Source organism: Pantoea dispersa, assembly GCF_035783935.1.
In the GTDB taxonomy this organism is placed as follows: Bacteria; Pseudomonadota; Gammaproteobacteria; order Enterobacterales; family Enterobacteriaceae; genus Pantoea; species Pantoea dispersa_C.
In genome coordinates this window covers 18926-33917 of record NZ_JALKOV010000001.1, presented here as the reverse complement: position 1 = coordinate 33917, position 14992 = coordinate 18926, and the positions used below count along the sequence as shown (strand labels likewise).

The 14992-nt window shown below is 55.9% G+C and carries 19 protein-coding genes; 12 read left to right on the top strand and 7 right to left on the bottom strand.

Annotated elements, in window-relative coordinates; genetic code table 11:
* Positions 1–12: 12 nt before the first annotated feature.
* The gene (locus MXF20_RS00185) at positions 13–474 is read right to left on the bottom strand and encodes an RcnB family protein (RefSeq protein ID WP_325966970.1); all 462 of its coding nucleotides are present in this window, start codon (positions 472–474) and stop codon (positions 13–15) included.
* A 777-nt stretch (positions 475–1251) separates the two neighbouring features.
* Positions 1252–1491: a DUF1272 domain-containing protein gene (locus tag MXF20_RS00180; protein WP_325966969.1), complete on the bottom strand. Its 240-nt coding sequence runs from the start codon at positions 1489–1491 to the stop codon at positions 1252–1254.
* A gap of 200 nt (positions 1492–1691) precedes the next feature.
* Between MXF20_RS00180 and yhfZ the strand changes: the two genes are divergently transcribed.
* From yhfZ to MXF20_RS00125, 11 genes are all read left to right on the top strand, one after another.
* The gene (gene yhfZ / locus MXF20_RS00175; protein ID WP_325966967.1) at positions 1692–2585 is read left to right on the top strand and encodes a GntR family transcriptional regulator YhfZ; all 894 of its coding nucleotides are present in this window, start codon (positions 1692–1694) and stop codon (positions 2583–2585) included.
* An 11-nt stretch (positions 2586–2596) separates the two neighbouring features.
* Entirely contained in the window at positions 2597–2962 is a 366-nt protein-coding gene (locus MXF20_RS00170) for a PRD domain-containing protein (protein ID WP_325966966.1), read from the top strand.
* A 51-nt stretch (positions 2963–3013) separates the two neighbouring features.
* Complete coding sequence (locus tag MXF20_RS00165) at positions 3014–4180, top strand: YhfX family PLP-dependent enzyme (protein ID WP_325966964.1); 1167 nt, start codon at positions 3014–3016, stop codon at positions 4178–4180.
* Positions 4173–5420 (top strand): phosphopentomutase, encoded by a 1248-nt coding sequence (locus MXF20_RS00160; RefSeq protein WP_325966963.1) that lies wholly within the window; start codon positions 4173–4175, stop codon positions 5418–5420. Before MXF20_RS00165 ends, MXF20_RS00160 begins: the two co-directional genes overlap by 8 nt.
* 18 nt (positions 5421–5438) lie before the next feature.
* Positions 5439–5801 (top strand): DUF2620 domain-containing protein, encoded by a 363-nt coding sequence (locus MXF20_RS00155; protein WP_166719951.1) that lies wholly within the window; start codon positions 5439–5441, stop codon positions 5799–5801.
* Positions 5802–5867: 66 nt separating this feature from the next.
* The gene (locus tag MXF20_RS00150; RefSeq protein WP_325966962.1) at positions 5868–7148 is read left to right on the top strand and encodes a YhfT family protein; all 1281 of its coding nucleotides are present in this window, start codon (positions 5868–5870) and stop codon (positions 7146–7148) included.
* Positions 7149–7264: 116 nt separating this feature from the next.
* Entirely contained in the window at positions 7265–8368 is a 1104-nt protein-coding gene (locus MXF20_RS00145) for an AI-2E family transporter (protein WP_325966961.1), read from the top strand.
* A gap of 284 nt (positions 8369–8652) precedes the next feature.
* Positions 8653–9813 (top strand): diguanylate phosphodiesterase, encoded by a 1161-nt coding sequence (locus MXF20_RS00140; protein WP_325966959.1) that lies wholly within the window; start codon positions 8653–8655, stop codon positions 9811–9813.
* Between the two features lie 119 nt (positions 9814–9932).
* Positions 9933–10226 carry a hypothetical protein gene (locus MXF20_RS00135; RefSeq protein ID WP_325966957.1) on the top strand — a complete coding sequence of 98 codons (294 nt, stop codon included), beginning with the start codon at positions 9933–9935 and terminating at the stop codon, positions 10224–10226.
* 167 nt (positions 10227–10393) lie between these two features.
* Positions 10394–10654 carry a hypothetical protein gene (locus MXF20_RS00130; RefSeq protein WP_325966955.1) on the top strand — a complete coding sequence of 87 codons (261 nt, stop codon included), beginning with the start codon at positions 10394–10396 and terminating at the stop codon, positions 10652–10654.
* 92 nt (positions 10655–10746) lie between these two features.
* On the top strand, positions 10747–10944 hold the full coding sequence (locus MXF20_RS00125) for a hypothetical protein (RefSeq protein WP_325966952.1): 198 nt from the start codon (positions 10747–10749) through the stop codon (positions 10942–10944).
* 32 nt (positions 10945–10976) lie between these two features.
* Here MXF20_RS00125 and MXF20_RS00120 read toward each other — a convergent pair whose 3' ends face one another.
* The 3 genes from MXF20_RS00120 to ycgZ form a co-directional block, all read right to left on the bottom strand.
* Positions 10977–11243 carry a biofilm development regulator YmgB/AriR family protein gene (locus MXF20_RS00120; protein WP_325966950.1) on the bottom strand — a complete coding sequence of 89 codons (267 nt, stop codon included), beginning with the start codon at positions 11241–11243 and terminating at the stop codon, positions 10977–10979.
* A gap of 135 nt (positions 11244–11378) precedes the next feature.
* The gene (locus tag MXF20_RS00115; RefSeq protein WP_325966949.1) at positions 11379–11648 is read right to left on the bottom strand and encodes a hypothetical protein; all 270 of its coding nucleotides are present in this window, start codon (positions 11646–11648) and stop codon (positions 11379–11381) included.
* 100 nt (positions 11649–11748) lie between these two features.
* A complete protein-coding gene (gene ycgZ / locus MXF20_RS00110) occupies positions 11749–11991 on the bottom strand; it encodes a regulatory protein YcgZ (RefSeq protein ID WP_325966946.1) in 243 nt (80 codons plus the stop codon).
* A 391-nt stretch (positions 11992–12382) separates the two neighbouring features.
* Here ycgZ and MXF20_RS00105 point away from each other — a divergent pair, with 391 nt between their 5' ends.
* Positions 12383–12622, top strand: coding sequence for a biofilm development regulator YmgB/AriR family protein (locus MXF20_RS00105; RefSeq protein WP_325966945.1), 240 nt, complete (start codon positions 12383–12385; stop codon positions 12620–12622).
* 218 nt (positions 12623–12840) lie between these two features.
* On the opposite strand, the gene MXF20_RS00100 is transcribed toward MXF20_RS00105, so the two are convergent.
* Together MXF20_RS00100 and MXF20_RS00095 are read right to left on the bottom strand one after the other, a co-directional pair.
* Complete coding sequence (locus tag MXF20_RS00100; RefSeq protein WP_325966944.1) at positions 12841–13101, bottom strand: hypothetical protein; 261 nt, start codon at positions 13099–13101, stop codon at positions 12841–12843.
* 164 nt (positions 13102–13265) lie between these two features.
* A complete protein-coding gene (locus tag MXF20_RS00095; RefSeq protein WP_325966942.1) occupies positions 13266–14729 on the bottom strand; it encodes a sugar porter family MFS transporter in 1464 nt (487 codons plus the stop codon).
* Positions 14730–14992: the final 263 nt, after the last annotated feature.

Here is a 14992-nt window from a genome sequence, read left to right as displayed (position 1 = left end):
CGTCAGAGAAGATCAGTCAAACGCGTTATTCAGCAGAATGGCGGTGATGATGCCGGTCGCGGCCGCCACTAACACATAGTTGCCGTCAATAAAGGCCCAGTGCTCGCCGCGCGGCGGCTCATACAGACCGCGTGCCCGCCAGTCGTCGACGCGATAGTGTGGACCACGGAACTCCGGCGGTGCCGGATAACCACGGCGAAAATCATGGCCGCGCCAGGCAAAGCGGTCGCCGCCGCGATGCCCTTCCGGCATACGGTGGTCAGCATAGTGGTCGTGACGATCCGGGCCCGGTCCGCGGTCGAGGCCAAAGTCGCGACGGTCATGATGATCGGGGCCCGGACCGCGATCCTGATGGCGGTCGCCGCCGTGCGGATCCCAGCGATGGTCACCGGGACCGTCGGCCCAGGAGACGCTGGAAAACAGGGTGCTGCATGCAATAAGTGACGCAATAATCGTAAGTGTTGTTTTTTTCATGATGTTACCTCCAGGGATAACGGCAGTCTGCGCGCCGTTGATCCTTACTATTGCTTAAACAAAGCTAAAACAGCATGTCCAAAACTCTTAAAAATCGGCGACTTACAATACATTACGCCCTGTTAGCGCTTTCTTAACGATTATGGAGACTTTAAGGAGGTGTGGCACGAAAAGGCCAGCGGGAAAATAAACGGATAATTCAAAGGGAATAAAGAAAACCCGATCGCGAGGATCGGGTGGACAATGCTATTGTCATAAAATGCATAAAGCGGGAAATCCCTGCTTAAAAGAGGGTAAAACTGAAGCACACAACGCCACATCACTAGCATTGCCCGGAAAGAATACCATTGAAGCCGGCAAAATACTTTCAGAAAACTTCTATTTTCAGAAAAAACCGTAAAAAAGTTAACGGTAGCGGAAATAACCGTCGAAAGCGGGTAAAGCGAGATGAAATAAGGTCCGTGCTCTGACCAGCCGTCACAAAAAATATCGCCAGCGCGAACAAAATCTCAGCAAGAAATTCTAATGCATTGAATTTTACCAATAAAAAACAGAGCAGTTCGTTTTCTGGTTATGAAACAATTAAAGCCGACCGGCAGCCTTGTTCGTCAGGTTATTTTTCTCAACCCGGTGAAAAAGTATCACTCTGGCAATTAATCGATAAGCGTGATTAGTATAACGCTAATTTTCTGCCAGACCCGCTTCGCCGTCCAAATTAGCGGCAACGTGGCGCAGGATAATTATGCGCAGCCTGTAAAGCCAATTCCCCTGACGATGTTAACCACGCGATGGGGATAAAGGATATCGCTGCGTGCCAGCCGGATGGCGCAGCAGCGCCTGTGCCGGACGCACCGGCCGCCGCACCAGCTCTCCAGCGCAGTTAGGGCAGCGCTGCGCCAGCACCCCCTCAGCGCAGTCGACGCAAAACGTGCACTCATACGAGCAGATGCGCGCGTCGGGCGAGGCCGGCGGCAGATCTTTATCACAGCATTCGCAGTTAGGGCGTAATTCCAGCATGACACTCTCCTTCCGATTTGTGGCTATCATCGCCGCCACAGCAGCGCCGCGCCAGCCTGAAGCCGGACATCAGGCGGACAGATCCGGACAGCCTGTCGCGCTGCGCTTTTGTGATCCTTCTCCCACATCGCTTCTTTCCCGCTTGCCGGCCGGGTTAAAATGAAACATGATTTAAATGTTCATAAAATTGAAGATTAAGCATGAGCAAAGCCTTTATTAAGAAAGAGGGAGTCGCGCGGGTCAGTCTGGCACGCTATCTGTTTGGCCTCAAACCTGGCGAACGGCTGAAAACCATTGATGTGCTCTCCAGCGAGCTGGCGCTCTCAGTGGGCGTGGTGCAAAACGCGCTAAAAAGTCTGGAGGCCGAACAGTGTGTAACACTCGATCGCCGTGGACGCAATGGCACCCTTTTAAGCCAGATGGATTTTCCGCGTTTGCTGGAGCAGGCCGACATCGGCAACATTCTTTGTGCTATGCCGCTGCCTTATACCCGGCTTTATGAAGGGCTGGCCAGTGCGATCAAAACGCAGTTTACGGGCTATCCGCTCTATTTTGCGCACATGCGCGGTGCAGAAGTGCGTATTGATTGCCTGATCGATGGCGTCTACGACATGGCCGTGGTGTCGCATCTCGCGGCGGAAAGCTATCTGCGGCAGGGCGAGGTAACGGCAGTGCTGAACTTTGGCCCGGGCAGCTATGTTGCCGGCCACCGACTGCTGTATCGCGCCAGTCGTAAAGGAGCCATCCGTCGCGTTGGGCTCGACCCGCGCTCACCGGATCAGCGGCTGCTGACCGAACGGATTTTTACCGGGCAGACCATCGAACGCGTCGCCCTGCCCTACAACCTGACACTGACGGCGCTGCAGCGCGGCGAAATTGATGCCGCAGTGTGGAACCACAGCGATGAAGCAACAGAAGGCATTATTCAGCAACCGATTGACCACGCCGACGCGGTGAAAGCCTCCGAAGCGGTATTACTCATACATAACAACGCCAAAGTGATTCAACATTTAGTGCAGTCGCTGATTGATATTCCACAGCTGCTGCGCCATCAACAGGATGTCGCGCTCGGCATCAGGGAACCCAGTTATTAACAGGTAGCCACATGGAAACACGCTTACAGATTCTGCACGACGCACAGGTGATCGACGAGGAGATTTATCACGGCATGCTGGCGGTAGTCAGCCGACTCGAACAGCACTGGCAGCTGCGCATTCGTCATGCGCAGGGCGAAATGCTCATCACCCACATGGCGAATGCGCTAATGCGCACACGTCGTGGCGAGATTATTCCGGCGCTGGATGCCGAAGTACTGGCAGAAATCGCCGAGTCCGCGCGCTATCCCGCTATCCAGACGCTTCACCAGGATCTGCTCAGCCTGTTTGCTTTCGAGGTACCGCAACATGAACAGGGCTATCTTCTGGCCAATCTGTTCGGGCTGGTACTGGCACAACAGGAAAGCGCGGCGTGACATTTTAATGCACCTAAATATTCAAAAAAATGAAAATAAAGGGAGTTGCTGATGTTTCTTAACGCGCTGGAAAGACAGAATCCAGCCCTGATGGAAGCTGCATTACGCTTCTGGCAGCGCGGTGAAATTCGTCCGGACTGTTATGTGATCGACGTTGACCAGGTGCTGGCCAATGCGCGTCTGCTTCAGGCCACTGCGCAGGCACATGGCCTGAAACTTTACCTGATGAGCAAACAGTTTGGCCGTAATCCCCTGCTCAGCCAGCTGATTCTGCAACAGGGTTTTGCAGGTATGGTTGCGGTGGATTTTAAAGAGGCACAGCGCCTGTGGCAGCACGGTCTGCCGGTGGCCCATGTTGGCCATCTGGTGCAATTGCCTGAGCAGTTGATTGATACGGCCGTGGCGCAGCGCCCGCAGGTGATTACCGTTTACAGTCTGGAAAAAGCTGAGAGCATTGCCGCCGCCGCCCGGCGCCAGCAGTGGGTACAGCCGTTACTGCTGAAGGTGGTCAATCAGGGCGACGTGGTTTATCCCAATCAGGAGGCGGGTTTCAGCCTGGCCGAATTGCCGGCGGTGCTGGCGCACTTACAACGGCTGGCGGGAGTGCGCGTCGTCGGCGTGACGCACTTTCCGTGCCTGGCGTTTTGCAACACGTCACAGCAAACCGAAGCCACCGCAAATCTGCGCACGCTGCTGGCGGCAAAAACACTGCTGACGCAGCACGGGATTGAGGTTGAACAGGTTAATGCGCCATCCGCCAGCAGCGTCGCGACATTGCCGTTGCTGGCCGCTCAGGGCGTGACCCATGCTGAGCCGGGCCATGCGCTGACCGGTACGCTGCCATCAAACCAGCACGGCGACGGCGCGGAGAAAATCGCCATGCTCTATCTCTCCGAAATCTCGCACAACTATCAGAACACCAGTTACTGCTACGGCGGCGGACACTATCGCCGCAGCCATATGCAGCATGCAGCGGTGTGGCATCAGGGCTGGCAACACTGCGCGGTGCAGCCAGTGGACAGTGACAGCATCGATTACACCCTGCCGCTGGCCGGTTACTGGCCACCGGGCAGCGCGGTGGTGATGTGTTTTCGTACCCAGGTGTTTGTCACACGCAGTGACGTGGCGCTGATCGGCGGGCTGCACAGCGGCGAACCGACGCTGCTGGGTTTATTCGACAGCCTCGGTAATGTCCTGCCAGGAGCATGCCATGAATAAATTTTTAGTGCTGGTGATCGACAGCTTCGGCGTCGGTGCCATGGATGACGTACCGCAGGTGCGCCCACAGGACAGCGGCGCCAATACCTGCGGCCATATTCTGCAGACCTTCCCGGCGCTGCGGCTGCCCACGCTGGAGCAGTTGGGGCTGATCAACGCACTGCAGCTGGCTGCCCCGCACTGTGATCACAGCGTGATGCGCGCCAGTCCGGCAGCGACTTTCGGTGTCGCGCAGTTACAACATGAAGGTGGCGATACCTTTATGGGCCACCAGGAGATCATGGGCACACTGCCGCTACCACCGTTGCGCATGCCGTTCTCAAAGGTCATCGATAAGGTCGAAGCCGCGCTGCTGCGGGCCGGCTATCACGTGACGCGTCATCCTGACGGTGAGCTGGCGCTGCTTTGGGTCAATGATGCCGTGGCGATTGGCGATAACCTCGAAGCGGATTTAGGCCAGGTATTTAATATCTGCGCCAACCTGTCCGCTGTGCCTTTTAGCGAAGTTGAGAAGATTGGTCGTATCGTCCGCGCACAGGTCGAAGTGGGCCGCGTCATTGCTTATGGCGGTCTGCTGGCGAGCAGCGCGCAAATTCTTGCTGCGGTCGAGAGCAAACAGGGCTGCTACATCGGTATTAACAGCCCAAGAGCTGGCGTTTATCAGCGCGGCTTCGAAGTGGTGCACTTAGGTTATGGCGTGGATGCCAGCGTGCAGGTTCCCGCCAGGCTCCATCAGCAGGGTATTACCAGCGTACTGGTGGGCAAAGTGGCGGATATCGTGGCCAACCCGCACGGCCGCAACTATCCGCGCCTCGTCGATTCGCAAATCATTCTCGACATCACACTTGAGGAGATGCAGCGACCACAGGCGGCGTTCATTTGCACCAACATTCAGGAGACCGACCTCGCCGGTCACGCCGAAGACACCGCGCGTTACGCCGAGCGCCTGCAGCTGGTGGATAACGCACTGGCACGCATCATCGCACACATGGATGTCAGCGACTGCCTGGTCGTCATGGCCGATCACGGCAACGACCCCACCGTGGGCCACAGCAAACATACACGAGAACAGGTGCCGCTGCTGGTCTATCGCCGCGGCCAGCAACCCTGTGCGCTCGGCATCCGCCGCACATTGTCGGATGTCGGTGCCACCGTGTGCGAATTTTTCCACGCCCGCATCCCGCAAAACGGGGACGGTTTTCTGGCTGCACTCAATGCGGCCGGTATTCAATCAGCTTAACCATTACAGGTGACCACCATGTACAAAATTGCCATTGGCGGACAGTTAAATAAAAACGAAATCAAAGCATGCCTCGAAAGCATCGGTAACGGTCAGTTCAGCGCTGATATTTTCACCGACATGGATGCCGCCATGAAAGTGAAAAGCGGCAGCTATGACTACTACCTCGGTGCCTGTCAGAGCGGTGCCGGCGGTGCGCTGGCGATGGCCTACGCGCTGATTGGTCGCGATAAGTGCGCCACCATCGCGAACGCCATCACCCAACCAAGTACGGAAAAAGTGGCCGAACTGCTGGCAGGCGGCACCAAAGCCTTTGGCTTCACCAACGATCGCGCCGAGAACGCTGTAAAAGCCTTCGTCACGGCCCTGCAGCAACAATAACAATCTGGCGGCTGCGCCCCGCTGCCGCCGCTTAATGCGCTAAGCCGACCTTTACAGGGTGACACCATGGATTCTATAAATCTGATAAAAATCATACTTTTTGCGCTGATGGGCGGCTACGCCACCTTTCTCGCCAACCGCTCAATTGCGGTCTATCACGACGGTCTGCGCCCGATCATGCCCGAGTTTATGAACGGCAACATGAGCCGCAAAGAGCTGGCCGGTATTTCATTTGCCATCAGCATCGGTTTTATTACCGGCTTTGCCATGCCGATTACCCTGGCCACCGGGGTGATTGTGATTCATATCGTGTTGCTGACCGCCGACATTATTGGCGTGTCCTTTAACAACACCAAACTGGCGGTGCTGCTGGGCACCGTATACGGTGCGCTGGTCACCGTGGCGCTGGATGGCATCATCAAAGGCTTTGCGTATTTGCCGTTAAACTTTCTTGATGCCCTGGCTTCGGTAGGCGATCCGATTATTTACGCCTTTGTGGCATTCCCGGCCATTGCGGTTGGCTATCAGTTTGGTAAGAAGGCGGGCCTGATCACCATTATCTGTTCTTTTCTCGGTCGCGTGGTGATTGAGCGCATTAACCCGTTAACCATCGCCGGCAATGAAATCTCGCTCAGCCCGGAAGGCATCGCCATGCTGGTTGGCATGATCTGCCTGCTGATGTTCGCCTCGCGTGATAAGTCGCGCGGTGAAGAGATCGAGCACAGCCTGTTTGATGACAACATCAAACGTATCCGCAAAAACATCTTCTACCTGATGCCGATGGCAGCGCTGATTGCCATCACCGCGCACTATCACTGGCTGGCGGGTGAACCGATTGCCGCTGCGCTGGTGGGCAAAGGCAACATGACGTCAGCGGCGATTGTTGCCATTGTGCAGGCGATCGCCTTTATGCCGCTGATCATTACTACCGCCATGATCAGCGGCGTGTATGGCACTAATGGCTGGTGCGACTGGTTCCTCGGCCTCGGCTATCTGGCACCAAATCCACTGGTAGCGGGTGTACTGGGCGCGGGCGCAATGGGGCTGGAGGTGAAAAGCCTGAGCCGCATTGGCAGAGCGATGAATCACTTTCCGGCGCTGAAAATGTCCGGCGATAACATCCGTACCTCAATGACGCAAATCCTGGAAATCGCCCTGCTGGTGGGCGGCGTCAATGCCGGTAATCAGATCTGGGCCGGTACCGGCATGTTCGTGGTGGTCAGCCTGTATATCCTTAATGAAATCAGTGGCCGCCCGGTGATGAAACTGGCTGCCGGCCCGATTGCGGCCATCATCGTTGGCGTACTGGCGAATATTTTCGCCGTGCTCGGCCTGCATGTGGTGTGAGTTAACCTGCGGGAGGTCATCAAGGCCTCCCCTGCCCTTCATCTGCGCTAAAAACATTACATTCCGCAAAAGCCGTTCTATAGTTCATTCGCTACGTTTATCTGCGAGGCTTTTGCATGCGTGTTAAAGGTTTAAATATCGGTTTCTTTATCGTGATTCTGGCGATTGTCACCATCGCGTTTTTTGATGTGCTGGCGCCTTATTTCTCCGCCATCCTGTGGGCGGCGATCCTGGCGGTGATCTTTGCACCGCTGAAGTCGCTGCTGCGGCGCAAAATGGGCGACCGTAACGGGCTGGCCTCCTTTGTGACCCTGTTGATCATCTGTCTGATTGTGTTCACGCCACTGGCGATCATCACCTCGTCGCTGGTGGTGGAACTTAATATGGTATACACCAAACTGCAATCCAACTCCGCGCAGTTCCCGACGGTGTTTGCCCAACTGCTGCAGCATCTGCCGGACTGGGCGCAGACTTATCTGGTGGACCACAATCTGAATAACGCCGCGCAGATCCAGCAGAAGCTCTCCAGCTTTGCGCTGAAGGGCGGTCAGTATATGGCGGGCAGCGTCTTCCTGATTGGCAAAGGCACGTTTACCTTTACCGTGGGTTTCGGTGTGATGCTCTATCTGCTGTTTTTCCTGCTGAAAGACGGCGCCTGGCTGGTTGGACTGATCCTGGAAGCGCTGCCGCTCTCCACTTACGTCAAACATCACCTGCTGATGAAATTTGCCGCCGTCTCGCGCGCCACGGTTAAAGGCACGGTGGTGGTGGCCGTGGTTCAGGGGGTGCTGGGAGGCTTCGCCTTCTGGATCACCGACATTGACGGCAGCCTGCTGTGGGGCGCACTGATGGCGTTCCTGTCGCTGATTCCGGCCGTTGGCTCAGCCATTGTCTGGGTACCGGCAGCCATCTTCTTCTTCGCGACCGGTGCGCTGTGGAAAGGCCTGTTCCTGGTGGGCTTCTTCGTGGTTGTGGTCGGGCTGGTGGACAACATCCTGCGTCCGCTGCTGGTCGGTAAAGATACTAAAATGCCGGATTACCTGATTCTGATTGCCACGCTGGGCGGCATGGAAGTGTACGGCATCAACGGCTTTGTTATCGGTCCATTGATCGCCGCGTTGTTCATCGCCTGCTGGAATCTGCTTTCCGGTCGCGACAACCGTGAAAACGTTGAAGAGATCGACGAAGAGTTTATTGAAGAGGGGAAAACCCGCGAATAGCGGCCAATGGCTCAATCACCGACAAAGCGAAGGTGATTGACCGGATATCCTGATGATGTGCAGCGGCGCCGGAGAGCGCCGCTTGCCATTTAAGTGCGGCCTGTTTCGCGTCGTGTCCCTCCGGTTATGCCCTCTTTCTGTCTACACTTTCAGCGTGGCATACATAGTCACCGGCGACCCGGAACAGACGTGCCCGCGAGCCATAGCGCTCAGTCCTTACATTTCACAATTCATCCCATGCTGTTAAGGTGTCACACGACAATCGCGACAATCTGGAGCGTACCATGCTTACAACGATCATTTATCGCAGCCACATCGCTGAAGATGTTCCCGTCAGCATCCTGCCGGGGATGGTGAAAAAAGCGAGTCTGCTCAATGCAGAGCATCAGGTTACAGGCATCCTGCTGTTTAACGGCACGCACTTTTTTCAGATCCTCGAAGGACCGGAAGAAGGCGTTCTCGATATTTACGCCCGCATCTGTGCCGACCCGCGTCACCACAATGTCGTCGAGCTGATGCGCGACTACTCTCCTTCCCGTCGGTTTGGTAATGCCGGCATGGAACTGTTCGATTTGCGTAATCACCACAGCGGCAGCGTGCTGCAGGCCGTGCTGGATCGCGGCACATCAAAATACCAGCTGACGTACGACGATCGCGGATTGCAGTTCCTCCGCACCTTTGTTGAGGCGCGCGAAAAAGAGAATTACTTTGAAGTGCTGCCGGCTGATTTCTGGGATTTCATTCCCGCTGCAGCTCACTCTCCCGCGCCGGCCAGTGGCGTGAGCTTCCGCCCGGTTGTTGATCCCCTCGGCCGCGAAGTGACGGCCATCGAGGCGATTCCGCAGCAGCAGCCCGCCGGACTGCAGGAGCACGAACGTTATACGCGTGACCTTAACGTCGTCATGGACGCGCTGCGTAAAGCCGGCCGGGCCTGCCCCGATGGCATGACGCTGTATATCAGTATCCTGCCGATGACGCTGGTTTATCTGCCCGATGCGGTCAGTAAACTGGTCAGCGCCATTGAAGATGCGGAACTGGTGCCGCAGCAAATTATCCTTGGCGTCAGCGAAACGGAAGTCATCTCCCGGCTCGAAGGCTTTTCCACAGCGGTCAGACAGCTGAAAGAAGCCGGCATCAGCCTTTCAATCGACAACTTCGGCGACGGTTCGGCAGGTCTTTCATTGCTGGCTCATGTCCAGCCCGATCGGGTGCGTATCGGTGCGAATATTGTGCGCGACATTCACCGCAGCGGTCCGAAGCAGGCGGTAGTGCAGGCGGTGATCCGCTGTTGTTCAGCGCTGGAAATCAACGTTATTGCCGCAGGCATTGAGCGTCCTGAAGAGTGGATGTGGCTGGAAGCGGCGGGGATCATTGATTTTCAGGGCAGCCTGTTTACCTCCGAAGGCGCGGCCGTGGCCTGGCCTGAGAGCCGCGAGGCGATGTAAAAACGGGTTAACCTGATGACGCCGGAGCGTAAATCGACCATCGTCATGTGCCGCTTGCCCCGGCAGGCAGCCATCCGCAGCAAGTCGGGTAAAGGAAAAGGTCATGCTTTCAGGAGAAGATGATGCTCAGCGATAGTCGACTGGAATTTATCTCCAGCCATCCGGAGGAGAATGAACCGGAGGCCGTATCAATGGCGCGTGAGCTGCTGCGCTACCGCAGCGCGCTGGCGCGGCCATGGGCTGTCGTGGAGGAACTGGGGGTTAAGTACGTGGAAGACGGCAACGCGGCGATGATTTGGCCGGCACGTTACAGCGAGCGCGGCGACACCTTACTTTATCGCCTCGAACTGGCGGCGTCAGAAGCAAACGGGCGTGCTGAAGAGGCAGAACAGGTCAGAAAGCCGAAACGCTGAGGCTGATTAAAACAGTGCGCTGGCTCTCTGCGCGTCAGCCCGTCACGAGACGTATCATCGCCCCGATAACCACAGATGGGGTTAAATGCCAGGGATTGATCAGCCCAATGTGCCCTGCTGCTATTCCTGTGATAAGCTCGTTGCCCTAACCGCAGCCGGACAGACTGATGAACAGTAATTTTGACGATAAAATGGCGGATATCATCATCGGAGAAGCCGTGACGGCATTACTCGATGATGGCGTAGCCGTAAGCTGGGTGGCCCTTAACGACAGGCTGCAAGCCATGCTGGACGGTGAGACAGACAGCGATCGTGTGCGTGCAGTGCTGCGCGTCATTGAGGACGTCAGGCGCGAGATGGAGATGAGCGCCGTGAAGAAAGAGGCTTCCACGGCCGGACACGTCGCTTTCTCCGGCACCCTTCACTGATTGCGGGATGATCATCGGCAGCAAATGCTGCAGTGCCTGCGCCTGGTGTTTCTGCTATACTGTATGCTTATCCACCAACGGATGGAGGTCATTTGAGCAATGACACCACCGCCGAAGATATCTACGCCGTTATTGGAACGGTCGTGGCACGCCTTCTTAAGCCGGACCAGCACCTGACACTTCAGGAAATCACCCACGGCCTGCACCATCTCAGCGAAACCGCCAGTGAAGATGAGATGCGGCAAGCCTGTTTAAACGCCATCAGTATGCTAATAAAGCAGATGCACTAAAGCTAAGCCGCTGTTCCGGGTCAGTGAACGTTTCAGAACCCTTCATCATCCGGCGTTCTGCCGACAACGATTTCCAGCACGTTGCGCAGCACATCCAGTCTGACGACATCGGTCGTCATCTCAAGCTCTGCGATGAGATAAAGAATGATGGTTTTGCTCGTCACTTTCTGCCCGTGAATGACGATGTCGCGGATGACGCTGTCCAGTACCGCTGATTCAGCAGCAAAACGTTCGCCGCCGCTGCGAAAATGTTGAATGAGTGCCGCTTCAGCGCTGAAATGTTGTTCGTTCTGTTGCATGTGTCGTTATCCTGGCCCGGGGAGCAGAGCTTCATCCCGGCTGGTCGCCAAAAAAATCGGCCATCCTGAGATGGCCACCTGGTGCCTGGCGTCCTGCCGCATTCCGGTTACTCAGGAAAATTATCATCCCTGCGTTTAATGCTTTTTACCGGCTCTGGATGGGGTTGCCATGCCCATGGTAGCCAGCGATTTTTCACGGTCTTCCCTGACAGCTGCCTGCATCTGCAGTTCCGTGATGGCAAGTTTAATCGCCTCCAGGCGATCGGGATTAAATTCCTCTGTGGCCATCGCGCGCAGTCGTGACGATACGCTGGCCACATTAATCCGATCATTATTATCCAGCAGCTTAACCACTGCCTCGCCCAGAACGATTTCGGTTAAACGTTCAATAGACTTTCTCTGCATGCCCACCCCCTGCGGGACCGTGCCCTTCCGGACCAGTGGCTGACCCCTTCCCGGAGCCATAAAGCGCATGCTGCAGGTACCACCGATTTACCTTTTCGTATCAGCGTTCGAACAGCATGCCAATCAGCGTATGGTAGTGACGCTCTTCTTCATGATTAGCCGCAACCTCAAGGCGTCTGAGCAGCCGGGAACAGATAGCCTTGCGATTGAGGTTTTTTCCTGCGCGCAGGATCTCAACCACAATCTGCCCCAGCGTTTCCTGCTGAGTCGGTGTCGCAGCCCGGCTAAAGTACTGGGCGATCTCGCTGGCGCTATCTGGAAATTTTGTGACGTTCTGACGCATGGTGAACCTCTCAGATGATTAAAATACAGTCGGTTCTGTCTGTGCGTAAACTTATACAAATATTTAAAACTTGTACAGGAAATCTGTTTCTGTATTAGCATCATTCTTGTGCAAAAAATGCTAACGCTAATTTCTCAGGGATTTAGAGCGGTTATTCGCTGGCATGATGCCGGTTAAAACAGCACTGGGAATGTACAGATTTATTCAAGACCGCCATCGGTGGTGGTGAAATTTCGCACCGCGGGCAGCATCCTGCGGTTCTTCCCTGCCCTGCTGCGTTGACAGAAAATCGCCGACTAGCTGAAAAACCTTTACGGATTGATGCTGTACAGACGATATCGTATCGGTTACTTTGCGCCCTACAGGATCATCGTGTTCTTCAGGTGGACAAATGAGAGAGAACGGGCTGCCGCCTTGTAATAAAACCGGGCTGACCGGTTACTTCAATCAGGTGACGGATCCCCGGCAGATTGCGCTACTGGGACGCATCACGGTGGACATTTTGCGCCAGGAGCGCCGGCTGACACGCGCAGCCATTTGTCTCAAGCTGATCGGCCACCTCAATGACACGGATGATGAGGTCGAGGCGGAACAGGCGCGCTCGCTCCTCGCGATGCTGTTTGGTCGCTGATCACGTCATCGGCTCGCATTTCACACCCGCAGTGATGGCACTGCGCACCCATTGGTTACGTCAGAATCCATTGTCACAGGTCAGCGTCTGAGCGACGTTTCAGGATTGCGGAGGCGTCATCCCTGACAGATTTCTCCGGCCGGTTCACGCTTACGCGTGTCCGATGAGGTCATCTACGTTGTCGTCTTCCGGCCAGAGCCGGACTACGTCCTTTGGCGTCAGTTCTTTTCGTCGTTCAGGCCTGCAAGCGTCTGCAGGTACGGCACATGGTTCGCTGCCTGCTCTGGCTCATCAAAGCTTCTGAGCCAGTTGATGGCCTCTGAAATGGCTGCCAGACGTGTATCGCTTCCGCCAGCACGTTTCATGTGTCTGAGCTCGTCGATAAGCGTCGTAACACTTATCTTCTTTTTGCCCAGCGCCAGGCTTAGTGCCGCTTCGCCAATAATGACGTGCCCTTTCCCGTCGTGTTGAATAGACAAATGCACTTCCTCCATTTCACGTTGATGAGAACCTCACGTCACACTGTAGACCCTTATGAGCGAACCGGCGCAGGTAAGTGCCGAAATGAAGCCTGTAACAGGCATTATTTAACAGAGGATGGCGATAATGCCGCGGCGGGTGCCGCGGCACAGCATGCAGGGGATCAGGTTGATGACGCGACTTCATCCGCAGGTTCACCAAAATGCTCGCGCATGTGGGACTCAATTTCTTCCAGCGATTTCCCGCGGGTTTCCGGCAACATCACCGCGATAAACACCAGAGAAGCCACATTGATTGCGGCAAAGATAAAGAATGCCTTATTACCAACCAGCGACAGCAACGGCGGAAATGCCAGCGCGACCACGGCGTTACATATCCACTGAAACGCTACCGCTGAACCGGTTAACACCCCACGCACTTTCATCGGAAACAGCTCCGACATCAGTAACCAGTAAACCGGGGAAATGCACATTTGCATAAAGAACAGAAACACCAGAATGCAAGCCAGCGCCAGCAGGCTCTGCGTCAGGCTTTGGGGCATGAGAACCAGCACCGTACCCAGCGCCAGCTGCATCGCAATAACCACCGACAGCCCGGTCATCAGCATCGGCCGCCGGCCGAAGTGACTGATGGCTTTAATGCCGGCAAAGGTGGCCAGTACCGATACCACGCCGTTGCCGATGGTTGCAGCAATCGCTGCACTGGTGCCCAGCCCGGTGCTTTTCAGAATGACCGGCGTGTAATACATGAAGGCGTTGACGCCGGTGAACTGCGCGACAATGCCCATCCCACAGCCCAGCAGCAGCAGACGCACGATCCATTTTTCTTTCAGCAGTTCGCGCGCCGGTGGCCCCTGACGGGCTTCCCGCGCGTTCTGGCGCATCTCTGCCATCTCTTTTTTAATTTCGCGCGGATTTTCCCGCAGTTTGCGCAGGATACGCAGCGCCTCATTAAAGCGCCCTTCCGCCACCATCCAGTGTGGTGAGGCCGGGACAAAAAAGGTGCCAACGAACAGCAGAATGCCGGGGATCATCGCCAGCGACAGCATATAGCGCCACATACCCGGATCGTGCAGTAACAAACTCATGGCGGCGCTGACGACGTAAGCCAGCAGTTGCCCTGACACAATCATCAGTTCATTGCGGCTCACCAGCGGTGCCCGGCGCTTTGGACCGGCAATTTCAGCGATAAAGACCGGAACCGTTGACGATCCGCCGCCCACCGCGAAGCCGAGAATAAAGCGCATCACCACCATGATTTCCAGGTTCGGCGCAACCGTAGTGCCTAACGCTCCGGCGATGAACAACAGCGCAAGGCTGCGTAACGCGATACGGCGTCCAAAGCGATCCGAGACATAACCGCTGATAAATGCGCCGAGCGCAGAGCCAAAGGTGAGCGCAGAGGTTACCAGCCCTTCGGTAAACGGCGTGAGATCGAGACCGCCCTGCGCGGCGGGCAGCGTCATGTAGGGCAGCGCGCCGGAAATAATACCGGTGTCGTAGCCAAACGCGAGCGCGCCCATCGTGGCGACTAACACCACAAAAAACAGGCGCTGCTGGACGGTAAACGTCAGGCTGCTGCCATCATCTGATTGAGATTGCGAAGGATTTTGCTTGCTATCGTCCATGGGTAATTCAAGACCTGGTTGGAGACGGGATAAAAGGAGGTTTGAGTATAGTCAGAAACGAGAAAGTGTGAGGGTGGTCACGATTTTTGCCGGATGGCGACGGAAAGAAATAATCCTGCAGCGCCATAACTGCACAGCGCATATTTACGCAGCCGCGCCCTCGCACTGCGGTCAAGCCGTAGCTGGCCGGCTGACATCCTGCCCCCGACAGGGGGAAAAATATCTGCTAAGGTACGCTGGCTGGTTAACGAGAAACACGCTGA